The 24,960-nt window shown below is 69.8% G+C and carries 15 protein-coding genes; 11 read left to right on the top strand and 4 right to left on the bottom strand.

Annotated features, from left to right (window positions below):
• Positions 1-3 precede the first annotated feature (3 nt).
• Together C8P69_RS13115 and nikR are read right to left on the bottom strand one after the other, a co-directional pair.
• Positions 4-693: a formylglycine-generating enzyme family protein gene (locus tag C8P69_RS13115; RefSeq protein ID WP_108177853.1), complete on the bottom strand. Its 690-nt coding sequence runs from the start codon at positions 691-693 to the stop codon at positions 4-6.
• A 72-nt stretch (positions 694-765) separates the two neighbouring features.
• On the bottom strand, positions 766-1,200 hold the full coding sequence (gene nikR, locus C8P69_RS13120; protein WP_108177855.1) for a nickel-responsive transcriptional regulator NikR: 435 nt from the start codon (positions 1,198-1,200) through the stop codon (positions 766-768).
• A gap of 198 nt (positions 1,201-1,398) precedes the next feature.
• On the opposite strand from nikR, the gene C8P69_RS13125 reads away from it, so the two are divergent.
• A complete protein-coding gene (locus C8P69_RS13125) occupies positions 1,399-3,429 on the top strand; it encodes a TonB-dependent receptor (RefSeq protein ID WP_245902024.1) in 2,031 nt (676 codons plus the stop codon).
• 19 nt (positions 3,430-3,448) lie between these two features.
• Here C8P69_RS13125 and C8P69_RS13130 read toward each other — a convergent pair whose 3' ends face one another.
• A complete protein-coding gene (locus C8P69_RS13130; protein WP_108177859.1) occupies positions 3,449-4,387 on the bottom strand; it encodes a LysR family transcriptional regulator in 939 nt (312 codons plus the stop codon).
• 81 nt (positions 4,388-4,468) lie between these two features.
• On the opposite strand from C8P69_RS13130, the gene C8P69_RS13135 reads away from it, so the two are divergent.
• Both C8P69_RS13135 and C8P69_RS13140 read left to right on the top strand, forming a co-directional pair.
• Positions 4,469-5,452 carry a Bug family tripartite tricarboxylate transporter substrate binding protein gene (locus C8P69_RS13135; protein WP_170118235.1) on the top strand — a complete coding sequence of 328 codons (984 nt, stop codon included), beginning with the start codon at positions 4,469-4,471 and terminating at the stop codon, positions 5,450-5,452.
• A gap of 120 nt (positions 5,453-5,572) precedes the next feature.
• Positions 5,573-7,852: a fused MFS/spermidine synthase gene (locus C8P69_RS13140; RefSeq protein ID WP_108177863.1), complete on the top strand. Its 2,280-nt coding sequence runs from the start codon at positions 5,573-5,575 to the stop codon at positions 7,850-7,852.
• Between the two features lie 40 nt (positions 7,853-7,892).
• Here the strand turns inward: C8P69_RS13140 and gyrB are convergent, their stop codons facing one another.
• Positions 7,893-10,319: a DNA topoisomerase (ATP-hydrolyzing) subunit B gene (gene gyrB / locus C8P69_RS13145; protein WP_108177865.1), complete on the bottom strand. Its 2,427-nt coding sequence runs from the start codon at positions 10,317-10,319 to the stop codon at positions 7,893-7,895.
• Between the two features lie 276 nt (positions 10,320-10,595).
• On the opposite strand from gyrB, the gene C8P69_RS13150 reads away from it, so the two are divergent.
• The 8 genes from C8P69_RS13150 to C8P69_RS13185 all read left to right on the top strand — a co-directional run bounded on the left by C8P69_RS13150 (position 10,596) and on the right by C8P69_RS13185 (position 24,885).
• Entirely contained in the window at positions 10,596-12,350 is a 1,755-nt protein-coding gene (locus C8P69_RS13150) for a GGDEF domain-containing protein (protein ID WP_108177866.1), read from the top strand.
• Positions 12,351-12,448: 98 nt separating this feature from the next.
• Entirely contained in the window at positions 12,449-13,666 is a 1,218-nt protein-coding gene (locus tag C8P69_RS13155; RefSeq protein ID WP_108177868.1) for a lytic murein transglycosylase, read from the top strand.
• Positions 13,667-13,717: 51 nt separating this feature from the next.
• A complete protein-coding gene (locus tag C8P69_RS13160) occupies positions 13,718-14,263 on the top strand; it encodes a chlorite dismutase family protein (RefSeq protein ID WP_108177869.1) in 546 nt (181 codons plus the stop codon).
• Positions 14,264-14,365: 102 nt separating this feature from the next.
• A complete protein-coding gene (locus tag C8P69_RS13165; RefSeq protein ID WP_108177871.1) occupies positions 14,366-15,574 on the top strand; it encodes a lytic murein transglycosylase in 1,209 nt (402 codons plus the stop codon).
• A 115-nt stretch (positions 15,575-15,689) separates the two neighbouring features.
• A complete protein-coding gene (locus tag C8P69_RS13170; protein WP_108177873.1) occupies positions 15,690-16,967 on the top strand; it encodes an SGNH/GDSL hydrolase family protein in 1,278 nt (425 codons plus the stop codon).
• Between the two features lie 348 nt (positions 16,968-17,315).
• Positions 17,316-22,052, top strand: coding sequence for a glutamate synthase large subunit (gltB, locus tag C8P69_RS13175; RefSeq protein WP_108177875.1), 4,737 nt, complete (start codon positions 17,316-17,318; stop codon positions 22,050-22,052).
• Between the two features lie 4 nt (positions 22,053-22,056).
• Positions 22,057-23,475, top strand: coding sequence for a glutamate synthase subunit beta (locus tag C8P69_RS13180; protein ID WP_108177877.1), 1,419 nt, complete (start codon positions 22,057-22,059; stop codon positions 23,473-23,475).
• A 330-nt stretch (positions 23,476-23,805) separates the two neighbouring features.
• Positions 23,806-24,885, top strand: a complete 1,080-nt coding sequence (locus C8P69_RS13185; protein ID WP_108177880.1) for a threonine aldolase family protein — start codon at positions 23,806-23,808, stop codon at positions 24,883-24,885.
• Positions 24,886-24,960 lie beyond the last annotated feature (75 nt).

The raw sequence follows: 24,960 nt of genomic DNA on the forward strand, positions 1-24,960 counted from the left end.
GCCTCAGTCGCGGATGTCGTAGGCGCAGCGGAACCCGACATAGACGGCGAAGAAGGCCGCCGGCTTCCACTGCGCGCCCGACGCCTGCGCCTGGGACGGGCCGTACCACCACGACCCGCCCGCCGTCAGCGCATCATCACCGCGCCGGTCGGCGATCCATTCCCAGACATTGGCGCCCATGTCGAAGAGGCCGTTGACGCCCCGCTTCGTGGTGGCGACGGCCACATGGGCGCGGCGGTTGTTGTTCATGCCGTCAGGCTGGTCACCGACCGGATAGGCATAGGTGCGGCCGCGCTCGAACCCATCGGTCGGCGTGGCGCGCGTCTCGGTATAGGCGGCCTGCCGCCACTCGGCCATGGTGGGCAGCCGCCCGCCGACGGAGCGGCAATAGGCGCCAGCCTCCTCCCAGGTGACATGCACCGCCGGCTCTAGATCGGCGCCGGGCGCGCCCTGCGGCCGCTCGTAGGTCCAGCCGGGCCGCCGCGTCCAGCCGGCGGCAAACTCGAAGCCACCGCCCTCGCGCTCGGCCGTCGTGACCAGCCCTGCGGCCCGGGCGAAGGCACGGAACCGGCCGATCGTCACCTCGGTGCGGTCCAGCGCGAAGGCGCCGATGCGGACGCGGTCGGGCTCCGACGCCGCGGCTGGCATGGCCGAGCACAGCAGGACAGCGAGGATGGCAAGGCGGCAGGTCATGCGAACTCTCCAGGCCGGTCTTGTCGTGACCTACGCCGCCGGCCCCGTCACGGTTTTCTCGCGCTGCCCGGCTCAGTGGTCGTGGGCGGGGCCGTCGCCGTGGGCGTGAGCCTGGCCGGGGAAGATCTGCAGGCGTCCGAACCGCACCCCCCGTTGCGTGACGACGCTGTCGGCGAAGTCGCGGACCTCCCCGACGGGCCCCTTCAGGACCGACACCTCGAGGCATTCGTGGTGGTCCATGTGGACGTGGAGGGTCGAGACGGACAGGTCGTGGTGGTGGTGCTGCATGCCGGTGATGCGGCGGGCAAGATCGCGGGTGTGGTGGTCATAGACATAGGTCAGCGTCGCCCAGCAGGGCGCCGCGCGATCTTCCGCCGCCTCGTCCACGGCGGCGGCGCGGACGAGGTCGCGGATGGCCTCGGAGCGGCTCGCATAGCCACGTCGCGCGGCCAGCTTGTCGACCACGTCCAGCAGATCGTCGTCGATGGTGATGGTGATGCGCTGCATGGGACCCGTCCTTGGCCGAACCCCACCACACTAGCCCGCCCGGTCGCCGCCACCAGCCTCCAGCGAGTATGATTTTTCGGCGAAAAGCTCATATTTTGGACTTGTCCCTCACGGCCGTCCCGCGCAACGTTCCGGCGGGGGGAAGGCATGGCCTGGGGCGCGGCGAGAACAGGTGGCAGGTGGGCGACGGTCGCAGCGATGCTCCTGTCGGGCACCGCGCATGGCCAGACCGCCCTCCCCGAGATCACCATCAGCGCCGAGCGACCCGGCGCCGGCCGCACCATTCCCGATGACGGTCCCGCTCCCCAGCGCGCCGCCTCGGAGGGCACCATCTCCGCCGCGGAGATCCAGTCCCGCCCGGTGACGCGGCCGGGCGAGGTGCTCGAGGCCATTCCGGGCCTCATCGTCACGCAGCACAGCGGCGAGGGCAAAGCCAACCAGTACTTCCTGCGCGGCTTCAACCTCGACCACGGCACCGACATCGCCATCCATGTCGACGGCATGCCTGTGAACATGCGCAGCCACGGCCATGGCCAGGGCTATGCCGACCTCAATTTCCTCATCCCCGAACTGGTCGGCGGCGTGTGGTTCCGCAAAGGCCCCTACTATGCCGACGAGGGCGATTTCGCCTCGGCCGGCTCCGTCCGCATCAACTATGTCGACCGGCTCGACCGTGGCCTCGTCCAGACGACGATCGGCAGCTACGGCCACTGGCGCAATCTCGTCGCCGGCTCCGGCGCGCTCGGCGAGGGCACGATCCTCGCGGCGATCGACACGACGATCTATCGCGGGCCGTGGCAGGTCTCCGACGACATCCGCAAGTTCTCCGGCCTGCTGCGCTACAGCCAGGGCACCGACACCAACGGCTTCTCGCTGACCGCCATGGCCTATGCGAACCGCTGGACGTCGACCGACCAGGTGCCGGTGCGCGCCGTGGCGAGCGGCCTCATCGACCGGTTCGGCTCGCTCGATCCGACCGACGGCGGCAATGCCCACCGATTCAGCCTGTCCGGCCGCTGGAGCCGAAGCGAGGCCGACAGCGCCTCGCGCGTCGAGGGCTATGTCATCCGCTCCGGGCTCAACCTGTGGAACAACTTCACCTATTATCTCGATGATCCGGTCCGCGGCGACCAGTTCCGCCAGCGGGACCAGCGCACCCTCATCGGCCTCAATGCCAGCCACACCTGGTTCGGGCGCCTCGGCACGATCCCGCTGGAGACCCGGGTCGGCCTCCAGACGCGCCACGATGACATCCGCGTCGGCCTGTCACGGACGCAGGCGCGCGACCTCCTCGACGTGGTGCGCGACGACCGTGTCAGGGAGACCAGCGCCGCCCTTTTCGCCGAGACAACGCTGCGCTGGACGCCTTGGGCCCGCACCACGGCCGGGGCCCGCGTCGACTGGTACACCGCCTCGGTGGCAAGCGACACGGCCGCCAATTCCGGCCGCGCTCAGGCCGCCATCGTCAGCCCCAAGCTCGGCCTCGTGCTCGGCCCCTTCCACGGCGCCGAACTGTTCCTGAACTACGGCGAGGGCTTCCACTCCAACGACGCCCGCGGCGCCACCATCACCGTCGATCCGAGGGACAAGGTCACGCCCGTCGACCGAGTGCCGCTGCTGGTGAAGTCGCGCGGCGCAGAGGCCGGCCTGCGCTACCGGCCTGTCGCCGGGCTCGAGACCAGCTTTGCCGTCTTCGGGCTCGACTTCGCCTCGGAGAACCTCTTCGTCGGCGATGCCGGCACCACAGAGCCGAGCCGCCCCAGCCGCCGCATCGGCGTCGAATGGACGGCGAAATGGCAGCCGGCCGCCTGGGTCACCCTCGACGCCGAGATCGCCTATACCCGCACGCGCTTCACCAATGCCGATCCCGCCGGGCCCTTCGTGCCGGGGGCGCCGGTCGCCATCGCCGCGGCCGGCTTCACCCTCGGCGGCGCGACGGGTTGGTATGGCGGCATGCGGCTGCGCTATTTCGGGCCGCGCCCTCTCATCGAGGACAACAGCCAGAAGGCCCCGGCCACCACGCTGGTCAACGGCCGGGTCGGCTATCGCTTCGACAATGGCGTGGCCGTGCAGCTCGACGTGCTGAACCTGTTCAACGTCGCGGCCAGCCAGATCGACTATTTCTACACCTCGCGCCTGCCCGGCGAGCCCGCCGGCGGCATTGCCGACCGTCACTTCAAGCCGGTGGAGCCGCGGGCGCTCAGGCTGACGGTCTCGGGCCGGTTCTGAACGCCGGGGGATCAGCAGTTCAGGGGCTGATCGCAGAAGCCATGATGAACCGGCGGAACTTCGCCGCCGCCTCGCCGCCCGGCTGGAGCGGCATGACGAGACGCAGCTCCGTCGTCAGGCCTTCCTCCGGCGCGAAGGGGAGATAGACGACGCCGGGATGGGCGATCATGCGCAGGGTCTGGGGCAGCAGCACCACCCCGAGGCCGAGGCCCACCATCGCCACGGCGGCACTCAGCCGCGCGGCCTCCGCGCCGAAGCGCGGCGAAAACCCGGCCCGGTGACAGGCGGCGATCGTGGCGGCGAAGAGACCGAATCCGTCGCGGCGACCATAGACGATGAAGGTCGCATCGGCGAGGGCGGCAATCCGGATCGGTCCGGTGCCGAGCCGCTGCGCCACGGCCTCCGGCACGGCGGCAACGAGCGGCTCGCTGGTCATGTCGCAGGTCGACAGCCCGTCGGCCGGAGGGGTCCACAGGAAGGCGGCATCCAGACTCGCGCCGCGCAGCGCGTCCACCAGCTGCGCGCTCTGTCCCTCCTGCAGCGTCAGCGCAATGTCCGGGTAGCAGGCCCGGAACCGCCCGAGCCGGTCCTGCACCGCCGCGTGGAGGGCGCTGGTCGCCGTGACGCCGATCACCAGGCGGCCCCGCTCGCCACGCGCGGTCTGCCGCGTCGTCTCGGCCAGCCGATCAGCATCCGCAAGCAGCCGCAGGGCGCCGTCGCGGAAAAGACGCCCTGCCTCGGTCAATTCGACACCGCGGGGGCGGCGCGCCAGCAGCCGCGCCCCGACGCGAAGCTCCAGCTTCTGCAGGGCGCGGCTCAGCGGCGGCTGCTCGATCCCGAGCCGGGCGGCCGCCCGCGAGACCTGCCCTTCCTCGGCGACGACGAGGAACTGCGTGAGGAGGTGATGGTCCAGCCAGTCCATACCCGCTCCGGTATCGATGTCGCCAAAATCGATCATGGACCGCAGGGTCGCAAAACCACAACATGATCATGTGAACAGATGAGGCCGCGCCATGCGGCCCGGCGGAGGGACGGCACCATGACGCGCGCAGCCTTAATCGCATGCCTCGCCGCGGGCCTCGCCAGCGCTGCCCTTGCCGGCCCCGCGGCCGCCGATTATCCGCAGCGGGCGATCACCCTGGTCGTGCCCTATGCCGCCGGCGGCACCAACGACACGCTGTCGCGCATCATCGGCGAACATCTCGCCAAGACGCTCGGCCGCCCCGTGCTGATCGAGAACGAGGCGGGGGCTGCCGGCACGCTCGCGGCGCGCCGTGTGGCGCGGGCCGCGCCCGACGGGCACACGCTGATCATGGGCAACATGGGCACCCATGCGGTGGCCGTCTCGCAATATCGCAGCCTCGGCTACCAGCCGCTGGCCGACTTCACCCCGATCGGCCTCACGGCGTCGGTGCCGGCAGTGGTGGTGGCCCGCCGCGACTTCCCCGGCACGACGCTCGCCGACCTGCGATCGGCGCTGCGCGCCAAGCCCGAGGGTCTGTCGGAGGCCCATATCGGCGTCGGGTCGCCGACCCATACCTTCTGCACGCTGCTGCATGGCATGATGGGCACCCGCGCGGTGCGCGTCGCCTATCGCGGCGGATCGCAGGCCATGAGCGACCTCGTCGGCGGCCACGCGGATTTCAGCTGCATCTCGCTGAGCGGCGCCATCTCCCAGATCAATGCCGGGAGCCTGAAGGCCCTCGCCGTCGCAACGAGCGAGCGCGTCGGCATCATCCCTTCCGTTCCGACGGCGGCGGAGAGCGGCCTGCCGGGCTTCGAGGTCTCGACCTGGAACGGGCTCTTCGCCCCGCGCGGCCTGCCGCCGGCCATCCGCGACCGGCTGTCCGCCGCCATGGATGCCGCACTGGCCGATCCGGGCGTGCAGGCGCGGCTGCTCGAACTTGGCTTCGTCCTGCCCACGCCGGCCGAACGCGGCGGCGAGGTCCTCGGCGGTCTCGTCGCACGGGAGATCCCGCGCTGGGCCAAGGTCCTGCAAGAGGGCGGCATCGCGCAGGAGTGAAGGTGCCGCACCCGATGAGCCGAACCGGCGGCCCATCCCTTCATCCTAAGCAACTCTACGTAACCGGGCTTTAAGGCGCCGCGGGCACGATCGCGCACTCTTTGCGAACGAGGCGCCCGAATGTCGTCCCTTGACCCCACCATGACGCAGGGCCTGGACGGCCGATCGTCGACGGTGATGCGGCTCGCACTCCCGGTTTTCGCGCTGGGAATCTTCGTTTCGGCGTTCCTGCTGTTCAGCGTCCAGCCCCTCTTCACCAAGATGGTGCTGCCCAAGCTCGGCGGCGCCCCGGGCGTCTGGTCCGTGGCGATGGTCTTCTTCCAGGCCGTCCTGCTGCTCGGTTATCTCTATGCCCACGGTCTCACGCGCTGGCTGGCCCCGCGGCATGCCGTCGCGGTGCATCTGGCGCTGATCGTCCTCGTCGCCAGCCTCGCCCTGCCGATCGGCCTCGCCCCGGGATGGGGCCGCCCGCCCGTCGAGGGTGAGGCGTTCTGGTTGCTCGGCCTGTTCGCGGTGTCGGTGGGCCTGCCGTTCTTCGCGGTCTCCGCCAATGGCCCGCTGCTGCAGGCCTGGTTCGCACGCACCGGCCATGGCGCCGCCACCGACCCCTATTTCCTCTATGGCGCCTCCAATCTCGGCTCCTTCATGGCGCTGATCGCCTATCCCTTCGTGATCGAGCCGCTCCTGCCGCTGAACATGCAGTCGGGGTTCTGGTCGCTGGGCTTCGCCGGGCTCGGCGCCATCATCGCCCTGTGCGGGGCCATGCTCCTGGCCTCGCCGCGCGAGGCGGCGGCGAAGGCGCCGCCGCTGGCCAGCGTGCGGGTCGGCTGGGGCGAACGCGCGGCCTGGATCGGTCTGTCGGCGGTCCCGTCCGGCCTGCTGGTGGCCGTCACGGCGCATGTGACGACGGACGTCGCGGCCGTGCCGCTCCTGTGGGTCGTGCCGCTGGCGATCTTCCTCCTGACCTTCGTCCTGGCGTTCCGCGACGGCGCCGAAAAACTCCACGCCACGATGCTGGCCGTGCAGCCGGCCTTGCTCGCCGTCCTGCTGATCTCGCACGTGCTTGGCGCGACGGTGCCCTGGCTCCTCGCCGCGGCCCTGCATATCGGCTTCTTCTTCGTCGCGACCATGGTCTGCCACGGCGAACTCTACCGTCGCCGACCGCCGGTCGCCCGCCTGACCGAATTCTATGTCCTCCTCTCGCTCGGTGGGGTCATCGGCGGAGCCTTCGCGAGCCTCGTCGCCCCGGTGCTGTTCTCGAGCCTGCTCGAATATCCGATCCTCCTGGTCGCGACGGTGCTGTGCCGGCCCGGGGTGATGAAGGGCCTCGCCGCCCTCGGCGCGACGCGCCTCCTGCTCGCCGTTCTCGCGCTCGTGGCCTTCACCCTGAGCCCGGTCGTGCTGAAGGACACGCTGGCCGCAGTCCCGGTCTGGGCCTTCCTCATCGCCGTCCTGCTCCTCGGCGGCCTGACCGCCCTCAGCCGGGAGAGGCCCGTGGCTCTCATGATGAGCACCGCCCTTCTCGCCGCCACAGCCCAGAAGCCGGACGCCCTCAACCCGCCGCTTGCCCGCGAGCGCTCCTTCTTCGCCGTTCACGAAGTGACGGAGACGGCATCGGGCAACGGCCGGTTTCTCGTCCATGGCACCACCGTTCATGGCGCCGAGCGGGTGAGGAACGCCGATGGCAGCCCGGTCCGCGACCGGCCGGAACCGGTCAGCTATTTCTACCGGGGCGGTCCCTATAGCGAGGCGATCGAGGCGGTCCGCACACTCCGCGGCGGCCGGATCGGCCGCGTCGCGGTGGTCGGGCTCGGCATGGGCTCCCTCGCCTGTCACGCCAGGCCCGGCGAAGAATGGGTCTTCTTCGAGATCGATCCCGTCGTGGTGAAGATCGCCCAGGACCAGCGGCTCTTCCGCTCGCTGTCCGCCTGCACGCCCGGCGCCCGCGTCGTCACTGGCGACGGCCGGCTGACCCTCGCCGACGAACCGCAGCCCTACGATCTCATCATCCTGGATGCCTTCAGCTCCAACGCCGTTCCCGTGCACCTGCTGACGGCCGAGGCCCTCGCCGGCTATGGCGCCAAGCTGACGCCCGATGGCGCCCTGCTCTTCAACATCACCAACCGCAGCATGGAGCTTGCCTCGGTGGTGGCCGCCTCGGCCAAGGCCAACGATATGGTGACGGCAGCCAAGGCGGACCGGAACCCCATCGGCGATCCCGATGTCACCCTGCTCGCCAAAGCCGAGGTCGCCATCGTGGCGCGCTCGCCGAGGGCCCTCGGGCAGCTCGCCGATGACCCGAACTGGCGGCGGGTCGAGGCACCCGCCAGTGTCCGCACCTGGACCGACGACTATTCGAACGTCGTCGACGCCATCCGCCGTCGCGTCTTGGAGCCGTGACACGCCCATCTGGCGGACGAGCCACGGCTAACCTCCTGCCTCAGGCGTCGACCGTCGCGCTCAGCGCGTTCTCCTGGATGAACTCGCGCCGCGGCTCCACCACGTCGCCCATCAGCTTGACGAATATGTCGTCGGCCTCGTCGATCTCCTTGATCTTCACCTGCAGGAGCGAGCGGGCATTGCGGTCGAGCGTCGTCTCCCAGAGCTGCTCGGCGTTCATCTCGCCGAGGCCTTTGTAGCGCTGCAGCTTGATGCCGTGGGCGCCGGCGTCGCGAACGAGCTCGAACAGCGCCATGGGGCCGGCGACCAGGTCCTCGCCGGACTTGCGGCGGAAGTGGGCGGGCTTGTCGTAGACGGCGCCGAGGCGGGCCGAGTACTCGTCGAGCTTGCGCGCCTCCAGCGAGGAGAGGAGCGCGCCGTCGAGCATGGCGACTTCCTTCACGCCGCGCACGGTGCGCGAGAACAGGTAGCGCTCGCCGTCGAAGGAGCCTTCCCAGCCGCGCTCGATCTCGTCGGAGATGGCGTCGAGCCGGCGGGCGATCTCGGTGGCGAGCTCCGCCGCACGGGCGGGATCGCGGGCGAGCGCCGGATTGAGCGCGCCGGCAATCGCCGCCTGCTCGACCACGGCCGGGCTGTAGCGGGAATGGACGGCGGCGATCAGGTTCTTCACCTGCCGCGCCTCCTCGACGATGGCGGCAAGGTCGGGACCGGCGCAGATCTCGCCCGAGCCGAGCACGAGGAGGCTGTCCTCGATGCCCCCGGAGATCAGGTAGTCGTCCAGCGCGCGCTCGTTCTTGATGTAGGTCTCGCTCTTGCCGCGGCTGACCTTGTAGAGCGGCGGCTGGGCGATGAAGATATGGCCGCGCTCGATGATCTCCGGCATCTGCCGGAAGAAGAAGGTGAGCAGCAGGGTCCGGATGTGGGAGCCGTCGACGTCGGCGTCCGTCATCAGGATGATCTTGTGATAGCGCAGCTTCTCGATGTTGAACTCGTCGCGGCCGATGCCGGTGCCGAGCGCCATGATCAGCGTGCCGATCATTTCCGACGAGAGCATCTTGTCGAAGCGGGCGCGCTCGACGTTGAGGATCTTGCCACGCAGCGGCAGCACCGCCTGGAAGGCGCGGTCGCGGCCCTGCTTGGCGGAGCCGCCGGCCGAGTCACCCTCGACGATGAAGAGTTCGGACTTGGCGGGGTCGCGCTCCTGGCAGTCGGCGAGCTTTCCCGGAAGCGAGGCGACGTCGAGCGCCGTCTTGCGGCGGGTGAGCTCGCGCGCCTTGCGGGCGGCCTCGCGCGCCGCGGCAGCTTCCGCCACCTTCTGCACGATGGCCTTGCCCTCGGCCGGATGCTCCTCGAACCAGGTGGACAGCGCCTCGTTGACGATGCTCTCGACCACCGGACGGACTTCCGACGAGACCAGCTTGTCCTTGGTCTGCGAGGAGAACTTCGGATCCGGCACCTTGACCGAGATGATGGCGGTCAGGCCCTCGCGGCAATCGTCACCGGTGAGGTCGACCTTCTCCTTCTTGGTGACGCCAGAGCTCTCGGCATAGTTCGTCACCTGGCGGGTCAGCGCGCCGCGGAAGCCGGCGAGGTGGGTGCCGCCGTCGCGCTGGGGGATGTTGTTGGTGAAGCACAGCACGTTCTCGTGGTAGCTGTCGTTCCACCACAGCGCGACCTCGACGGTGATGCCGTCGCGCTCGGCCTTGAGCATGATCGGGTTCGGCACCAGCGGCGTCTTGTTGCGGTCGAGATAGCGCACGAAGGCCTCGACGCCGCCCTCGTAGAACAGCTCGACGCGCTTCTCCTCCACATGCCGCCGGTCGGTCAGGACGATCCGCACGCCGGAATTGAGGAAAGCGAGCTCGCGCAGCCGGTGCTCCAGCGTGGCGAAGTCGTACTCCACCATGGTGAAGGTGTCGGTGGAGGCGAGGAAGGTCACGGCCGTGCCGCGCTTGCCGTTGGCCGGGCCGACCTCGATGAGGGGCGCCACCGGGTCGCCGTGGCGGAACTCGACGAAATGCTCCTTGCCGCCGCGCCAGATGTTCAGCTTCAGCCAGGTCGACAGGGCGTTGACCACCGAGACGCCGACGCCGTGCAGGCCGCCGGAGACCTTGTAGGAGTTCTGGTCGAACTTACCGCCGGCATGGAGCTGGGTCATGATGACCTCGGCCGCCGAGATGCCCTCGGTCGGATGCAGGTCGGTCGGGATGCCGCGGCCGTTGTCGGTGACGGTCACCGAATTGTCGGCGTTCAGCGTCACCGTCACTTCCGTCGCGTGGCCGGCCAGCGCCTCGTCGATGGCGTTGTCGACGACCTCGTAGACCATGTGGTGGAGGCCCGAGCCGTCATCGGTGTCGCCGATATACATGCCGGGGCGCTTGCGGACGGCGTCGAGACCCTTGAGGACCTTGATGCTGTCGGCGCCATAATCGGCTTCGTTGACGTCGGTACGGGCGGGTTCGGCCATGAGCCTCGATCTCTCCTTGGGGCACGCCACGGGCGCGCCCGCGCGAGCCTTGCGATTCGGTCCGGCAGTCTAGCGGGAACGGGTCGGGGTGTCCTGCAGCGCGCGAGGGCGTGACCCGAACCGGCCCCTTCATAGGCCCGAAAAGGGGAGAATGAAAGGCGCAGCGGCCTGCCGCGCCGCCGTGTGGAAGGGCCGTTGACCCGAGGTCACGTTCAGGATTGCTTAGCGCCTACCGTGCTACCCCCACGGACGACGTGTGATTTAGGTTCCCTTGGTTTGGTTATCCGCATCCAGCATCTCCAGTGGCTCGGTGGGGTCGTGGCGGCTGCAGCCTGCCTCGCCCTGGGAGTCCTGTCGCTGCACGCCAACCTCTCCGATCACATGCGCTATCGCCGCGCCGGCGAGCAGCTGCAGCGCTTCCATGCCTCGCTGATCGCCGCCACCTCCGTGTCCGCCGAACGCGGCCCCGCCAACAGCGCCATGGGCGGCCGCGAGGAGGATCGCGCCATCCTCGCCGCGGCCCTCGCCGCCCGCAGGGCGCTGACCGACCGCGACATCGCCGTCGCCGAGGCGCAGATCGGTCGCGACGCGCGCTCCCAGGCCATCGCCCAGATTGCCCGCCAGCTGCGCGAGGACCTCGCCGCCGGCCGCGCGGCAGTGGATGCCGTCATCGCCCGTCCGGCCGCCTATCGCGGCGGCGCACCGACGCGGCAGGCCATCGAGGCCATGTTCACCGCCGCCGATACGGCGGGGAGGCTCCGGGAGGCCCTCGGCCACGACGCGGTGCTGGAAGCCTCCGAGCTTGCCTCCGACGTCATCATCAACACCGTCGCCGGCGCCCTGCGGGAGGAGACCGGCCGCCTCGGCTCCTTCGTGGTGATGAAGCTCACCAGCGACGAGGCGGTCCATCCCCGCCTCGATGCCGCCATCGCCACCACCCGCACCCGCATCGACATGCTGCGCGCCGCCCTGCGCAACTATGCCGCGGCCTTCCTGCCGGGCACCGGTCTCGAGCAGGCAGTCGCCACCGTCGAGGACACCTATTTCCGCGGCGCCCTCCCCTTCGTCGAGCGGATCGCCGCCCTGCGCTCCGACGAGCCGCGGCCCGATGCCGACACCTTCACCCGCCTCTATGTGCCGGGCATGAAGCCGGTCGAGGAGCTGCGCGACAAGGTCGCCGCCGCCTCGCGGGTGACCATCGAGAAGCTCAGCCACCAGTCCTACCTGATGGTGCTCGCCTCGCTGCTGCTCACCACGGTTGCGGTGCTCGCCATCCTCGCCATCGCCCTCGTTTTCCGTGACGGCCTGTTCCGGCCGCTGATGACCGCCCATCGGCAGGTGCTGCGCATCGCCAATGGCGACCTGTCCGACCCGCCGCGCCAGCAATCCGCCAGCGCCGAGGTGCGCGCCATGTTCGAGGGCCTCGAGATGCTGCGCCTCCAGCAGCGCCGTCGCCTCGAACTCGAGGAGGAGCAGATGCGCCTCTCCGAGCGCCTGCGCCACCTCTCGCGCACCGACATGCTGACTGGCCTGCTCAACCGCCGCGCCCTGCAGGAGGCGGCCGATCATGCCTTCGCCGCCTCGGATGCCGGCGGCGGCCCGATGGCAGTGATCCTCTTCGACATCGACCACTTCAAGGCCATCAACGACGGCCATGGCCATGGCGTCGGCGACGACGTGCTGCGCGCCATCGCCGAGACGCTCGGCGCCCATCTCGGCCCCGAGGCCGCGTTCGGCCGCCATGGCGGCGAGGAATTCATCGTCCTGCTGCCCGGCGACGAGGACGAGGCGACCGCCCGCGCCGAGGCTTTGCGCCGGACGCTGGAGCGAGTGGTCGTCGCCACAGCGCCCGGCCTCACCGTGACCGGCAGCTTCGGCGTCGCCGTCCGCTTGCCGGGCAGCGGCCTGCCGCTCGAAGACCTCGTCGCGGTCGCCGACCGCCGGCTCTACCTCGCCAAGATCGCCGGCCGGAACCGCGTTTGCAGCAGCGATCCCCTCGGCCCCCTGCCGCGCCGCGCCGTCGGCAACTGAGGCCAGGGGCTGGCGCGGCCCCGCGCATCGCCGCCACATCCGCGCTACCTTCTCATGCGAATCAGTCCGCGCTCCCCGCTCGTCGAGGCTCCGCCGCCATGGTCGCACGCCCCCTTCTCGCGCCGCCCCGCATCACCCTGTCCCGCCGCGCCGCCCTCGCCGGCCTCGCAACCCTTGCGACCCCCGGTCTCGTGGGGCCGGCGGAGGCCCAGTCCTTCGAAAGCTTCGTCGCCGGCCTCTGGCCCGCCGCCTCCTCGGCCGGTGTCTCCCGCGCCACCTTCGACCGCGCCTTCTCCGGCGTGCAGCCCAACCCGCGCGTCATCGAGCTTTCCCAGCGCCAGCCGGAGTTCCGCCGCACCCTCGGCGATTACGTCGACGTGCGCGCCTCCAACAAGCGGGTGACCAATGGCCGCGCTGCCATCCGCGAGCATGCCGCGACCTTCCAGGCGGTGCAGTCCCGCTACGGGGTGCCCGGCGAGATCGTCTGCTCCATCTGGGGCAATGAGACCTCCTACGGCACGTCCCGCGGCGAGCACTACGTCATCCAGGCCATGGCGACGCTGGCCGCCGCCGGCCGGCGCGCCGACTTCTTCCGCCGCGAGCTGATCGCCGCCCTGCGCATCCTCCAGTCCGGCGACACCACGCCGCAGAACATGATCGGCTCCTGGGCCGGGGCCATGGGCCATGTCCAGTTCATGCCGACGAGCTTCCATGCCTTCGCCGTGGACTTCACCGGCGATGGCCGCCGCGACATCTGGACCTCGATCCCCGACGCCATGGGCTCGGCGGCGAACTACCTGCGCCGCAACGGCTGGCAGCCGGGCGTGCCCTGGGGCATGGAGGTCCACGCGCCCGGCCTTCCCGGCAACCGCGGCCAGCGCAAGAGCTTCGACGGCTGGGCGGCTTCCGGCGTCCGGCGCATCGGCGAGGGATCGCTCGTCGGCGGCGCCGAGGCGACGCTCTGGAAGCCGGCTGGCGAGGGCGGCCCGCACCTGCTGCTGACCTCCAACTTCAACGTCATCAAGCGCTACAACAACGCCGATTCCTATGCTCTCGCCGTCGCGCATCTCGGCGACCGGATCCGCGGCGCGGGCCGCTTCTCCAAGCCCTGGCCGCCCGGCGAGGGCGGGCTGACCCATGCCGACCGGGAAGAGATCCAGACACGGCTGAACCGCCTCGGCTTCGACCTCGGCGATGTCGACGGCATCCTCGGCGACAAGTCGAAACAGGCGGTGCGAACCATGCAGGGCCGCTTCGGCATGCCGCAGACGGGCGAGGCCGACCGCGCGTTCCTCGAGCGCCTGCGCCGCGGCTGAGGCGCCAGCTGGCACGGGCCTTGTAACGGCGGCCGGCAGGAGGACCGCCGTATGGCCGCACCGATGACCGTCGCCTTCACCGCCGGAGACAGCGGCGACTGGCGCATCACCGCGGTGACCGGGGTCAGCGGCCCGCCGCTGCCGGTCGCGCCACGCCTCGCGGTGACGACCGGCGGGCCCCCGCCCCCGGGGACCTGGACGCTCACCGGCACGACCAGCAATGTCCGCTATGCGACCAGCAGCGAGATGGGCCAGCTCGCCGCCCGCCAGGAAGGCCTTGGCCGTCCGCAGGCGAGGCGCGCCGCCCTCATCCCCATCCGCAAATCCGAGGCCTGGTGGGACCTCGCCCAGGACGAACGCCGCGCCATCTTCGAGGAGCGCTCGCGCCATACCGCCATCGGCATGGACTATCTGCCCGCCATCGCCCGCCGTCTGCACCATTGCCGCGAGCTTGGCGGTGCCTACGATTTCCTCACCTGGTTCGAGTTTTCGCCTGATGCCGAGACAGAGTTCGACGCCATGCTCGCCCGCCTCCGGGCCACCGAGGAATGGCGTTTCGTCGCGGCCGAGGTCGATATCCGCCTTGCCCGCGACTGACCCATGGACGGCATCGGCAGGCCGCGCTTAACTCTTCGTTCAGCGTAAGCGTTGTTTTCCTTGGAGCCTGGGGCTGCCCGTTCCGCACCGGAGGCGCTTGGCATGACGACCGACACGCATCGACGCGGAACTTTCGGCGCAGCCTTGGCGCTCGCATTGCTGTCGGCAGCGCCCGCCATGGCACAGGGCAGCTTCCAGGACTGCCTGCGCGGCCTCGAGCAGCAGGCCCGCTCGCGCGGCGTCCTCCCCCAGGTCTTCGCCGAGGCAACCGCCGGCCTCAGCCCCGACAATTCCATCCTCGCCCTGCTCGACCGGCAGCCGGAATTCTCCCGCCAGCCCTGGGACTACATCAACGGCCTCGTCGCGGCGAACCGCATCGCCGAGGGCCGGCGGATGCTGCAGGTCCATCGCGCCGCCTTCGACCGGGCCCAGCAGGAGACCGGCGTCGACAAGCACATCATCGCCGCGATCTGGGGCATCGAGACGAGCTTCGGCAAGGCCAAGGGCAATACCAGCGTCGTCCGCGCCACCGCCACGCTCGCCTGCTATGGCCGCCGCCAGGATTTCTTCCGCGGCGAGTTCGTCGCGGCGCTGCAGATCATCAACCAGGGCCACGTCGCCCCCGCCGCCTTCCGCGGCTCCTGGGCCGGCGCCTTCGGCCACACCCAGTTCATGCCCTCGACCTTCCTCCGCGCGGCGCGCTCGGCCAATGGCTCGCAGCGCATCGACCTCGTCGGCTCGGTCCCCGATGCGCTGATGTCGACCGGCAACCTCCTGCGGGCCGAAGGCTGGCAGGCGGGTCAAGGCTGGGGCTACGAGGTGACGGTGCCGGCGGGGCTCGACCTGTCGCTGGCCGGTCGCGACCGGCCTCAGACCGTCGCCCAGTGGGAGGCGCGCGGCGTGCGCCGCGTCGGCGGCCAGGCCTTCCCGCGCCGCGGCGACCAGGCCTTCCTGCACCTGCCGGGCGGCGCTGCCGGCCCGGCCTTCCTGATGCTCCCGAATTTCCGGGTCATCATGAAGTACAACAACTCCGAGAACTACGCGATGGCGGTGGGCCATCTCGCCGACCGGCTGCGCGGCGGCGGCGGCTTCGTGCGGCCCTGGCCGACGGCCGAGCGGCCGCTCACCCAGCAGGAGCGGATCGAGCTGCAGCAGCGCCTCGCCCAGGTCGGGCTCTACAGCGGCACGGTGGACGGCAAGCTCGGCGCGGGAACCCGCGAAGCCCTGCAGCGCTTCCAGCAGCGGGCGGGGATGCCCGCCGACGGTTTTCCGACCGCCGCCCTGCTCCAGCGCCTGCGCCGCGGCGGCTGACCCGGGGATATATTCCGCCGCAAAGCCAGGCGGCGCCTCACCCGACGGTGAAACTTGTCCCCATCGGACGGGGCGATGCTAGACTGGCGGTCCCTCGAACCAGACGGACCTGCCGGTGACCCTTCTTCGACATCTCCTGCTGCTGGCCTGCCTCGCCATCGCCGCCCTCGCGGCGGTGCCGGCTGGCGCGCAGTCGCCCTATGTCGACGACCGCTACCCGCATCTCCTCGCCCCGCGTGACCAGCGCCCGCGCATCCTGTCGATCCCGCAGGGCTCTCGCCAGACGCCGCGCGCCGCCCGCCCCACAGAATCCGTCCGCCCGCCGACCACCACAACGGCCCGCGGCGCGGCGACGGAAGGCGGCGCGCCCGCCGAGGCGCCGGCCCCCACCACCTTCGTCCTCGTGCTCGGCGACAATCTCGCGGAATGGCTCGCCTATGGCCTCGGGCCCGCCTTCGAGGACGTGCCCGAACTCGGCATCATCGACCGTAGCCGGCTCGCCTCCGGCCTGACGCGGCCGGATGTCCTCGACTGGGCCAAGGCGGTGCCCGAAACCTTCGCCGGCATCGCCAAGATCGACTTCGTCGTCATGCTGGTCGGCTCCAACGACCGCCAGGCCATCCGCCTCGAGCGCGAGACGGTGGACCCCGAGGACGAGCGCTGGCGCGGCCTCTACGCCGAGCGCGTCGACCAGGTGATGCAGGCCATGAAGGCGCGCGGCGTGCCGGTCTACTGGGTCGGCGTGCCGCCGCTGCGCGGCCAGCGCCTGTCGACCCACATGCAGCTGCTCAACGCGATCTACAAGGAACGGGCCGAGCGCAACGGCGTCACCTTCGTCGATGTCTGGAACGGCTTCGTCGACGAGCACGGCAACTACACCCAGTTCGGCCCCGACTTCGCCGGCCAGATCCGCCGCCTGCGCACCGCCGACGGCGTCCATTTCACCACGGCAGGCGCGCGCAAGCTCGCCCTCTTCCTCGAACAGGAACTGCGGCGCGATCTCGTCGGCCGCATCACGCCGGCCCTGCCGCCGGGCACGGACCCGGGTGCTCCCGGGACACCACCGGCGGGACCGGAAGCCGCGGCCCCGGGCGCGACCACGCCGGGCACGCCCGCACCCGCCGCGCCGCCGCGTCCCGCCATCGGCCCGGTCTTCGTCCTGCATGGCAACCCGACCCTGCCCGCCGGCACCACCGCCCCGACGGCCGCGCCTGTCGGCGGCCAGCTCGCGGGGGCAAGCGGCGCCCGTCCGGCCGGCAGCGCCGCCGCCTCCGTCCTGGTGCGGGGCGAGGCCCCCGCCCCGATGACCGGCCGCATCGACGACTTCCGGTGGCCCCGGCCGGGGGAGGCGACCAACCCTCCCGCGGCGACCGTTCCCGCCCGATCCCCCTGAGGGTCATAATCTTGCGTCCCGAAGGGCTTATCCGTTGCCTTCGGGATGCCATCGCGGGAGCCTTCGCAATAAAGGTGATCCTGGGCCGCCTCGCGGCACGTAATGGCGCTTGTGTCGCTGTTTGAAATCTGTCAAATAACGGCCGGAGAAAGGTCAGCATCGCTGCCCTATCCGTCAAGACCCCGATCAAGGGGCTCCGGGGAGGACGAAAAGGGCCCCGAATCTGCATGCCGGTCGGTGGCGGGATGGTCCCGTCGCTTGCGCCGGCTTCCTGTGTCACGGTGAGGGCACGAACCGCGGCTTTGGCCGCAATTGAGGTGGATGATGAGCACGCAGCCTTTTGGTGCGATGTCGGGTCTGGGGGTCGAGGCGGGCATGGGCCGCGCCACGAAAGCCAATACGCCGGCCGCCACCAAAAACCGCACGCGTGCCGTGATCGATCCGGGCCTGCCGGAAGCGCAGGGTCTTTATGATCCGCGCAACGAGAAGGATTCCTGCGGCGTCGGCTTCATCGCCGACATGAAGGGCCGCAAGTCCCACAAGATCGTCCAGGACGGCATCCAGATCCTGCTCAACCTCGAGCATCGCGGCGCCGTCGGCGCCGATCCGCGCGCCGGTGACGGCGCCGGCATGCTCGTCCAGATCCCCGACGCCTTCTTCCGCAAGGAAGCGGCGAAGCTCGGCTTCTCCCTGCCCGAGCCCGGCCACTACGCCGTCGGCTTCATCTTCTTCCCGCGCGACCCGGCCGGCCAGGCCATCGTCCGCGAGGCGATCGAGAAGGTCGTCGCCGACGAGGGCCAGGTGCTGCTCGGCTGGCGCGACGTGCCGACCGACAACGCCTCGCTCGGCGAGAGCGTCAAGCCGACCGAGCCGCTGCACAAGCAGATCTTCGTCGCCCGCGGCCCGGGCGTGGAGAGCGAGGAGGAGTTCGAGCGCCGCCTCTTCGTGCTGCGCAAGGTCATCTCGAACCTCGTCTATGACCTGAACGACCCGCGCACCAAGGGCTACTACCCCGTGTCGCTGTCGTGCCGGACCATCGTCTACAAGGGCATGTTCCTGGCCGACCAGCTCGGCTCCTACTATCCGGACCTGCACGATCCGAGCTTCGAGAGCGCACTGGCCCTCGTGCACCAGCGCTTCTCGACCAACACCTTCCCGGCCTGGTCGCTCGCCCACCCCTACCGGATGGTCGCCCATAACGGCGAGATCAACACCCTGCGCGGCAACGTCAACTGGATGGCGGCCCGCCAGGCAAGCGTCGATTCCGAGCTCTTCGGCAACGACATCTCCAAGCTCTGGCCGATCTCCTACGAGGGCCAGTCGGACACCGCCTGCTTCGACAACGCGCTGGAGTTCCTCGTCCAGGGCGGCTACTCGCTCGCCCATGCGGTGATGATGCTGGTGCCCGAGGCCTGGGCCGGCAACAAGCTCATGGATGAGCAGCGCCGCGCCTTCTACGAGTACCATGCCGCGATCATGGAGCCCTGGGACGGCCCGGCCTCCATCGCCTTCACCGACGGCCGCCAGATCGGCGCGACGCTGGACCGCAACGGCCTGCGCCCCGCCCGCTGGTTCGTCACCAAGGACGACCGCATCATCATGGCCTCCGAAATGGGCGTGCTGCCCGTTCCGGAGAGCGAGATCGTGCGCAAGTGGCGTCTCCAGCCGGGCAAGATGCTCCTCGTCGACCTCGCCGAGGGCCGCATCATCTCGGACGAGGAGATCAAGGCCCAGCTCGCCGCCTCCAACCCCTACAAGGAGTGGCTGGAGCGCTCGCAGCTGATCCTCGAGGACCTGCCGCCCGTCGAGCCGCGCGCCTCGCGCACCGACGTGCCGCTGCTCGATAAGCAGCAGGCCTTCGGCTACACCCAGGAGGACGTGAAGATCCTGCTGGAGCCGATGGCCACCACCGGCCAGGAGGCCGTGGGCTCGATGGGCACCGACACGCCCATCTCCGCCCTCTCCTCCAAGTCGAAGCTGCTCTACACCTACTTCAAGCAGAACTTCGCCCAGGTGACGAACCCGCCGATCGATCCGATCCGCGAGGAGCTCGTCATGAGCCTCGTCTCCTTCATCGGGCCGCGGCCGAACCTGTTCGACCTCGACGGCACCTCGCGCCGCAAGCGCCTGGAGGTCCGCCAGCCGATCCTCACCAACGAGGACCTGGAGAAGATCCGCTGCATCGGCCACCGCGAGGATTCCTTCGACACGAAGACCCTCGACATCACCTATCCGGCCGCCAAGGGCGCCGCCGGCATGGCGGAAGCCCTGCAGCTGCTCTGCGACCGCGCCGAGGCCGCCGTCCACGGCCGCTACAACATCATCATCCTGTCCGACCGCATGGTCGGCCCGGACCGCATCCCGATCCCGGCGCTGCTCGCCACCGCCGCCGTGCACCATCACCTGATCCGCAAGGGCCTGCGCACCGCCGCCGGCCTCGTCGTGGAGACCGGTGAGGCGCGCGAGGTGCACCACTTCTGCTGCCTTGCCGGCTACGGCGCCGAGGCGATCAACCCCTATCTGGCCTTCGAGACCCTCGAGGAGCTGCACGAAAAGGGCCAGCTGCCACCGGAGGTGGACGCCCACGAGGTGGTGAAGCGCTTCATCAAGTCGATCGGCAAGGGCATCATGAAGGTGATGTCCAAGATGGGCATCTCCACCTACCAGTCCTATTGCGGCGCCCAGATCTTCGACGCCGTCGGCCTCGCCGACGACTTCGTCGCCCGGTACTTCACCGGCACCGCCACCCGCATCGGCGGCGTCGGCCTGCCCGAGGTCGCCGAGGAGACGGTGTCGCGCCACACCGGCGCCTTCTCCGATGACCCGACCCTGCTCACCAACCTCGAGGTCGGCGGCGAATACGCCTATCGCATCCGCGGCGAGGACCATGTCTGGTCGCCGGAGACGGTGGCAGCCCTCCAGCACGCCGTGCGCGGCAACAGCCAGGACCGCTACCGCGAGTTCGCCCGCCTGGTGAACGAGCAGGCGAGCCGGCTGCAGACAATCCGCGGCCTGTTCCGGATCAAGACCGCCGAGGAGGTGGGCCGCAAGCCCGTGCCGCTCGACGAGGTCGAGCCGGCCGCCAGCATCGTCAAGCGTTTCGCCACCGGCGCGATGTCGTATGGCTCAATCTCGCGCGAGGCCCACACGACGCTGGCGCTGGCCATGAACGCCATCGGCGCCAAGTCGAACACCGGCGAGGGCGGTGAGGAATCCGAGCGCTTCCAGCCCCTGCCCGACGGGCGCTCCATGCGCTCGGCGATCAAGCAGGTGGCCTCCGGCCGCTTCGGCGTGACCACGGAATATCTCGTCAATTCCGATGTCATGCAGATCAAGATGGCCCAGGGCGCCAAGCCCGGTGAGGGCGGCCAGCTGCCCGGCCACAAGGTCGATGCGGTCATCGCCAAGGTGCGCCACTCGACGCCGGGCGTCGGCCTCATCTCGCCGCCGCCGCACCACGACATCTACTCGATCGAGGACCTGGCGCAGCTCATCTACGACCTGAAGAACGTCAACCCGCGGGCCGACGTCTCGGTGAAGCTTGTCTCCGAGGTCGGTGTCGGCACGGTCGCGGCGGGTGTCGCCAAGGCGCGCGCCGACCATGTGACGATCTCCGGCTTCGAGGGCGGCACCGGCGCCTCGCCGCTGACCTCCATCAAGCACACGGGCTCGCCGTGGGAGATCGGCCTCGCCGAGACCCACCAGACCCTGGTGCTGAACCGCCTGCGCTCGCGCATCGCGGTGCAGGTCGACGGCGGCCTGCGCACCGGCCGTGACGTGGTCGTGGGCGCCCTGCTGGGTGCCGACGAGTTCGGCTTCGCCACCGCGCCGCTGATCGCCTCCGGCTGCATCATGATGCGCAAGTGCCATCTCAACACTTGTCCCGTCGGCGTCGCCACCCAGGACCCGGTGCTGCGCAAGCGCTTCAAGGGCCAGCCCGAGCACGTCATCAACTACTTCTTCTTCGTCGCCGAGGAAGTGCGCGAGCTGATGGCCTCCATGGGCTACCGCTCCATCGACGAGATGGTCGGCCAGATGCAGATGCTCGACCGCCGCGAGGCCGTCGACCACTGGAAGGCCAAGGGCCTGGACTTCTCGCGGCTCTTCCACAAGCCCGATGTCCCGGCCGAGGTGGGCGTTTATCACTCCGAGACGCAGAACCATCACCTTGAGGCGGTGCTCGACCGCAAGCTCATCGAGGCGGCGAAGCCCGCCCTCGAGGAGGGCAAGCCGGTCGTCATCGAGACGGCCATCGGCAGCGTCAACCGCTCGGTCGGCGCCATGCTGTCGGGCGCGGTCGCGGCGAAGTTCGGCCATAACGGCCTGACGGACGACGCCATCCACGTGAAGCTGAAGGGCACCGCCGGCCAGAGCTTCGGCGCCTGGGTCGCCCGCGGCGTCACGCTGGAGCTCGAGGGCGAGGCCAACGACTATGTCGGCAAGGGCCTCTCGGGCGGCAAGCTGATCGTCTATCCCGCCGCCGAGGCCACCAGCCTCGACGTCGACAACTCGATCATCGTCGGCAACACCGTGCTCTACGGCGCCATCGAGGGCGAATGCTACTTCCGTGGCGTCGCCGGCGAGCGCTTCGCCGTGCGCAACTCGGGCGCCATCGCGGTGGTCGAGGGCACCGGCGACCACGGCTGCGAATACATGACCGGCGGCGTCGTGGTCGTGCTCGGCCAGACCGGGCGCAACTTCGCGGCCGGCATGTCCGGCGGCATCGCCTATGTGCTCGACGAGGAGGGCGACTTCGCCCGTCGCTGCAACCTCGCCATGGTCGAGCTGGAACCCGTTCCGGAGGAGGACGAGCTCCTGTCGCGCGTCTATCACCAGTCCGGTGGCCTCGACAGCCACGGCCGGGTGGACGTGATGAGCGACATGAGCCGCTTCGACGCCGAGCGCCTGCACCAGCTCATCGCCAACCACGCCCGCTACACGGGCTCCAAGCGCGCCAGGGACATCCTCGACAACTGGTCGGAGATGCTGCCGAAATTCAGGAAGGTGATGCCGGTCGAGTACCGCCGCGCGCTTCAGGAAATGGAACAGGCCCAGCAGCGCCCGCTCGCGCTGGCAGGAGAGTAAGACAATGGGGAAGGTCACGGGCTTTCTGGAGATCGACCGCCAGGACCGGCGCTATGCGCCGGCCGGCGACCGCATCCGCCACTACCGCGAATTCGTCATTCCGCTGAGCGAGGAAGGCACGCGCGACCAGGCTGCGCGCTGCATGAACTGCGGCATTCCGTTCTGTCACAACGGCTGCCCGGTCAACAACCAGATCCCCGACTGGAACGACCTCGTCTACAATGGCGGCTGGCGTGAGGCGTCGATCAACCTCCACTCCACCAACAACTTCCCCGAGTTCACCGGCCGCATCTGCCCCGCGCCTTGCGAGGCGGCCTGCACGCTGAACATCGAGGACACCCCGGTCACCATCAAGACGATCGAATGCGCCATCGTCGACCGCGCCTGGAACGAGGGCTGGATCACGCCCCAGCCGGCCAAGGTGAAGACCGGCAAGAAGGTCGCCGTCGTCGGTTCGGGCCCTGCCGGCCTTGCCGCCGCGCAGCAGCTCGCCCGCGCCGGCCATGACGTCCATGTCTACGAGAAGTTCGCCAAGGCCGGCGGCCTGCTCCGCTACGGCATCCCGGACTTCAAGATGGAGAAGCGGCTCATCGACCGCCGCATCCATCAGATGGAGGCCGAGGGCGTCACCTTCCACTACAACGAGCATATCGGCGTCACCCGCCCGGTGCAGGAGCTGCTCGACGGCTATGACGCCGTGCTGCTCTCGGGTGGCTCGGAAAAGCCGCGCGACCTGCCGGTTCCCGGCCGCGACCTCGACGGCGTCCATTTCGCCATGGACTTCCTGCCCCAGCAGAACCGCCGCGTCTCCGGCGAGCCCATCGGCACCAACGAGCCGATCCTCGCCTCCGGCAAGCACGTCGTCGTCATCGGCGGCGGCGACACTGGATCGGACTGCATCGGCACGTCGGTGCGCCAGGGGGCCCTCTCGGTCACCCAGCTCGAGATCATGCCGAAGCCGCCGGTGAAGGAAGACAAGTCGCTGGTCTGGCCGCTCTGGCCGCTGAAGCTGCGCACCTCCTCCAGCCACGAGGAAGGCGCCGAGCGTGACTTCGCCGTCATGACCTCGGAGTTCACCGGTGCCAATGGCCGGGTGAAGAGCCTCAAGTGCGTCCGCGTCGACGACAAGATGCAGCCGGTGCCGGGTTCCGAGTTCGAGCTGAAGGCGGACCTCGTCCTCCTCGCCATGGGCTTCGTCAACCCGGTCCACGAGGGCATGGTCGAGAGCCTCTCCGTGGGCCTCGATGCGCGCAAGAACGTCGCCGCCAACACCAACGACTACCGGACCTCGGTGGCGAAGGTCTATGCGGCCGGCGACATGCGCCGCGGCCAGAGCCTCGTCGTCTGGGCGATCCGGGAGGGCCGCCAGGCCGCCCACGCCATCGACAAGGATCTGATGGGCACGACCACCCTGCCGCGCTGAGCGGCGGGGGTTTGCAAGAGGCCCCACGTTCCATGGCACGTGCGGGCACGGCATCCTGATCTGACAGCCGTCGTCGGCGCCATTTCCTCCACCGTCATGCCCGGGTTCATCCCGGGCATCCACGACTTATCCTGGGACGGCGGTGGTCAAGTCGTGGATGCCCGGCACAAGGCCGGGCATGACGCGGAAAGGGCGGCATTCCGTTCCGGCGGTCGAGCGTCCCACGATCTTCATCTCTCCCCACACCCCGCTCATGCGCCGCTCCCCCTTGCGGCGGAAGGCCTGACCGGCTTGTGATGCGTCAGCATCTGATCGACATCCGGAGCCTCCATGTTCTTCGCAAGCGACAACGGCCTCGGTGCCTCCGACAAGGTCATGCAGGCGATCCTCGCCGCCAATGGTGGCGCCCGCCTCGGCTACGGCAATGACGATGCGACCAAGGCGGTCGAGCGCCGGCTCGCCGATCTCTTCGAGCGCGAGGTCGCGGTGTTCATGGTGGCTACCGGCACGGCGGCGAACGGCCTTGCCCTCTCCACCCTGACGCCGCCCTGGGGCATCGTCCTCTGCCACGATGAGAGCCACGTCATCGAGGACGAGTGCTGCGGGCCGGAATTCTTCACCGGCGGCGCCAAGCTGGTCGGCATTCCCGGCCGCGGCGCCAAGATCACCGCGAAGGCGCTGGAGGCGACCATCGCCGGCCTCGGCCGCCGGGTGCCGCACAATGCGCCGATCCACGCCCTGTCCATCACCCAGTCCACCGAACTCGGCCAGGTCTATTCCGTCGCCGAGGTGACCGAGCTTGCCGGCATTGCCAAGCGCCATGGCCTCGGCGTGCACATGGACGGCGCGCGCTTCGCCAATGCGGTGGCCGCCCTTGGCTGTACGCCGGCCGAGATCACCTGGAAGGCTGGCGTCGACGTCCTCTCCTTCGGCACCACCAAGGGCGGCACCATCGCCTGCGAGGCGCTGGTCTATTTCGACCCCGCCAAGGCCAGCGAGATGGTCCGCCGGCGGATGCGCGCGGGGCACCTGCTCTCCAAGCACCGCTTCCTCGCCGCCCAGATGGAGGCCTTCCTCGAGGGTGGCCACTGGCTGGAGCTCGCCCGCCATGCCAATGGCGCCGCCGCGCGCCTCGCCGAGGGGCTTGCCGCCATTCCCGGCGTCCGCCTGCCGATCACGCCTGAGGCCAACGGCCTCTTCCCGATCTTCCGGCAGGAAATCGTCGATGCCCTGAAAGCCGAGGGTGCGGTCTTCTATCCCTGGTCGGACAAGGGCCTGCCGGAGGCCGAGCGCGCCGGCCCCGGCGAGTGCATGATGCGGCTCGTCACCTCCTTCGCCACCACGGGCGCCGATATCGAGCGCTTCCTCTCCATCGCCGCCAAGGCGGCCCGGCCGCTCGCGGCGGAGTGATCCGCCAAAACGCCTCCGCCTCACCCGGCACGGCATGCCGCCCTGAAATCGCCGTTCTCCTTGCCGAAAGGTTGC

The organism is Phreatobacter oligotrophus, from assembly GCF_003046185.1.
Lineage (GTDB): Bacteria > Pseudomonadota > Alphaproteobacteria > Rhizobiales > Phreatobacteraceae > Phreatobacter > Phreatobacter oligotrophus.

Excerpts from the sequence above, each read along its gene's own strand:
- C8P69_RS13165 (WP_108177871.1), top strand. The coding sequence starts at position 14,366 with ATGACGACCGACACGCATCGACGCGGAACTTTCGGCGCAGCCTTGGCG.
- gltB (WP_108177875.1), top strand. The coding sequence starts at position 17,316 with ATGTCGGGTCTGGGGGTCGAGGCGGGCATGGGCCGCGCCACGAAAGCC.
- nikR (WP_108177855.1), bottom strand. The coding sequence starts at position 1,200 with ATGCAGCGCATCACCATCACCATCGACGACGATCTGCTGGACGTGGTC.
- C8P69_RS13135 (WP_170118235.1), top strand. The coding sequence starts at position 4,469 with ATGACGCGCGCAGCCTTAATCGCATGCCTCGCCGCGGGCCTCGCCAGC.
- C8P69_RS13185 (WP_108177880.1), top strand. The coding sequence starts at position 23,806 with ATGTTCTTCGCAAGCGACAACGGCCTCGGTGCCTCCGACAAGGTCATG.
- C8P69_RS13160 (WP_108177869.1), top strand. The coding sequence starts at position 13,718 with ATGGCCGCACCGATGACCGTCGCCTTCACCGCCGGAGACAGCGGCGAC.
- C8P69_RS13140 (WP_108177863.1), top strand. The coding sequence starts at position 5,573 with ATGTCGTCCCTTGACCCCACCATGACGCAGGGCCTGGACGGCCGATCG.
- C8P69_RS13125 (WP_245902024.1), top strand. The coding sequence starts at position 1,399 with ATGCTCCTGTCGGGCACCGCGCATGGCCAGACCGCCCTCCCCGAGATC.
- C8P69_RS13130 (WP_108177859.1), bottom strand. The coding sequence starts at position 4,387 with ATGATCGATTTTGGCGACATCGATACCGGAGCGGGTATGGACTGGCTG.
- C8P69_RS13115 (WP_108177853.1), bottom strand. The coding sequence starts at position 693 with ATGACCTGCCGCCTTGCCATCCTCGCTGTCCTGCTGTGCTCGGCCATG.
- C8P69_RS13180 (WP_108177877.1), top strand. The coding sequence starts at position 22,057 with ATGGGGAAGGTCACGGGCTTTCTGGAGATCGACCGCCAGGACCGGCGC.
- C8P69_RS13155 (WP_108177868.1), top strand. The coding sequence starts at position 12,449 with ATGGTCGCACGCCCCCTTCTCGCGCCGCCCCGCATCACCCTGTCCCGC.
- gyrB (WP_108177865.1), bottom strand. The coding sequence starts at position 10,319 with ATGGCCGAACCCGCCCGTACCGACGTCAACGAAGCCGATTATGGCGCC.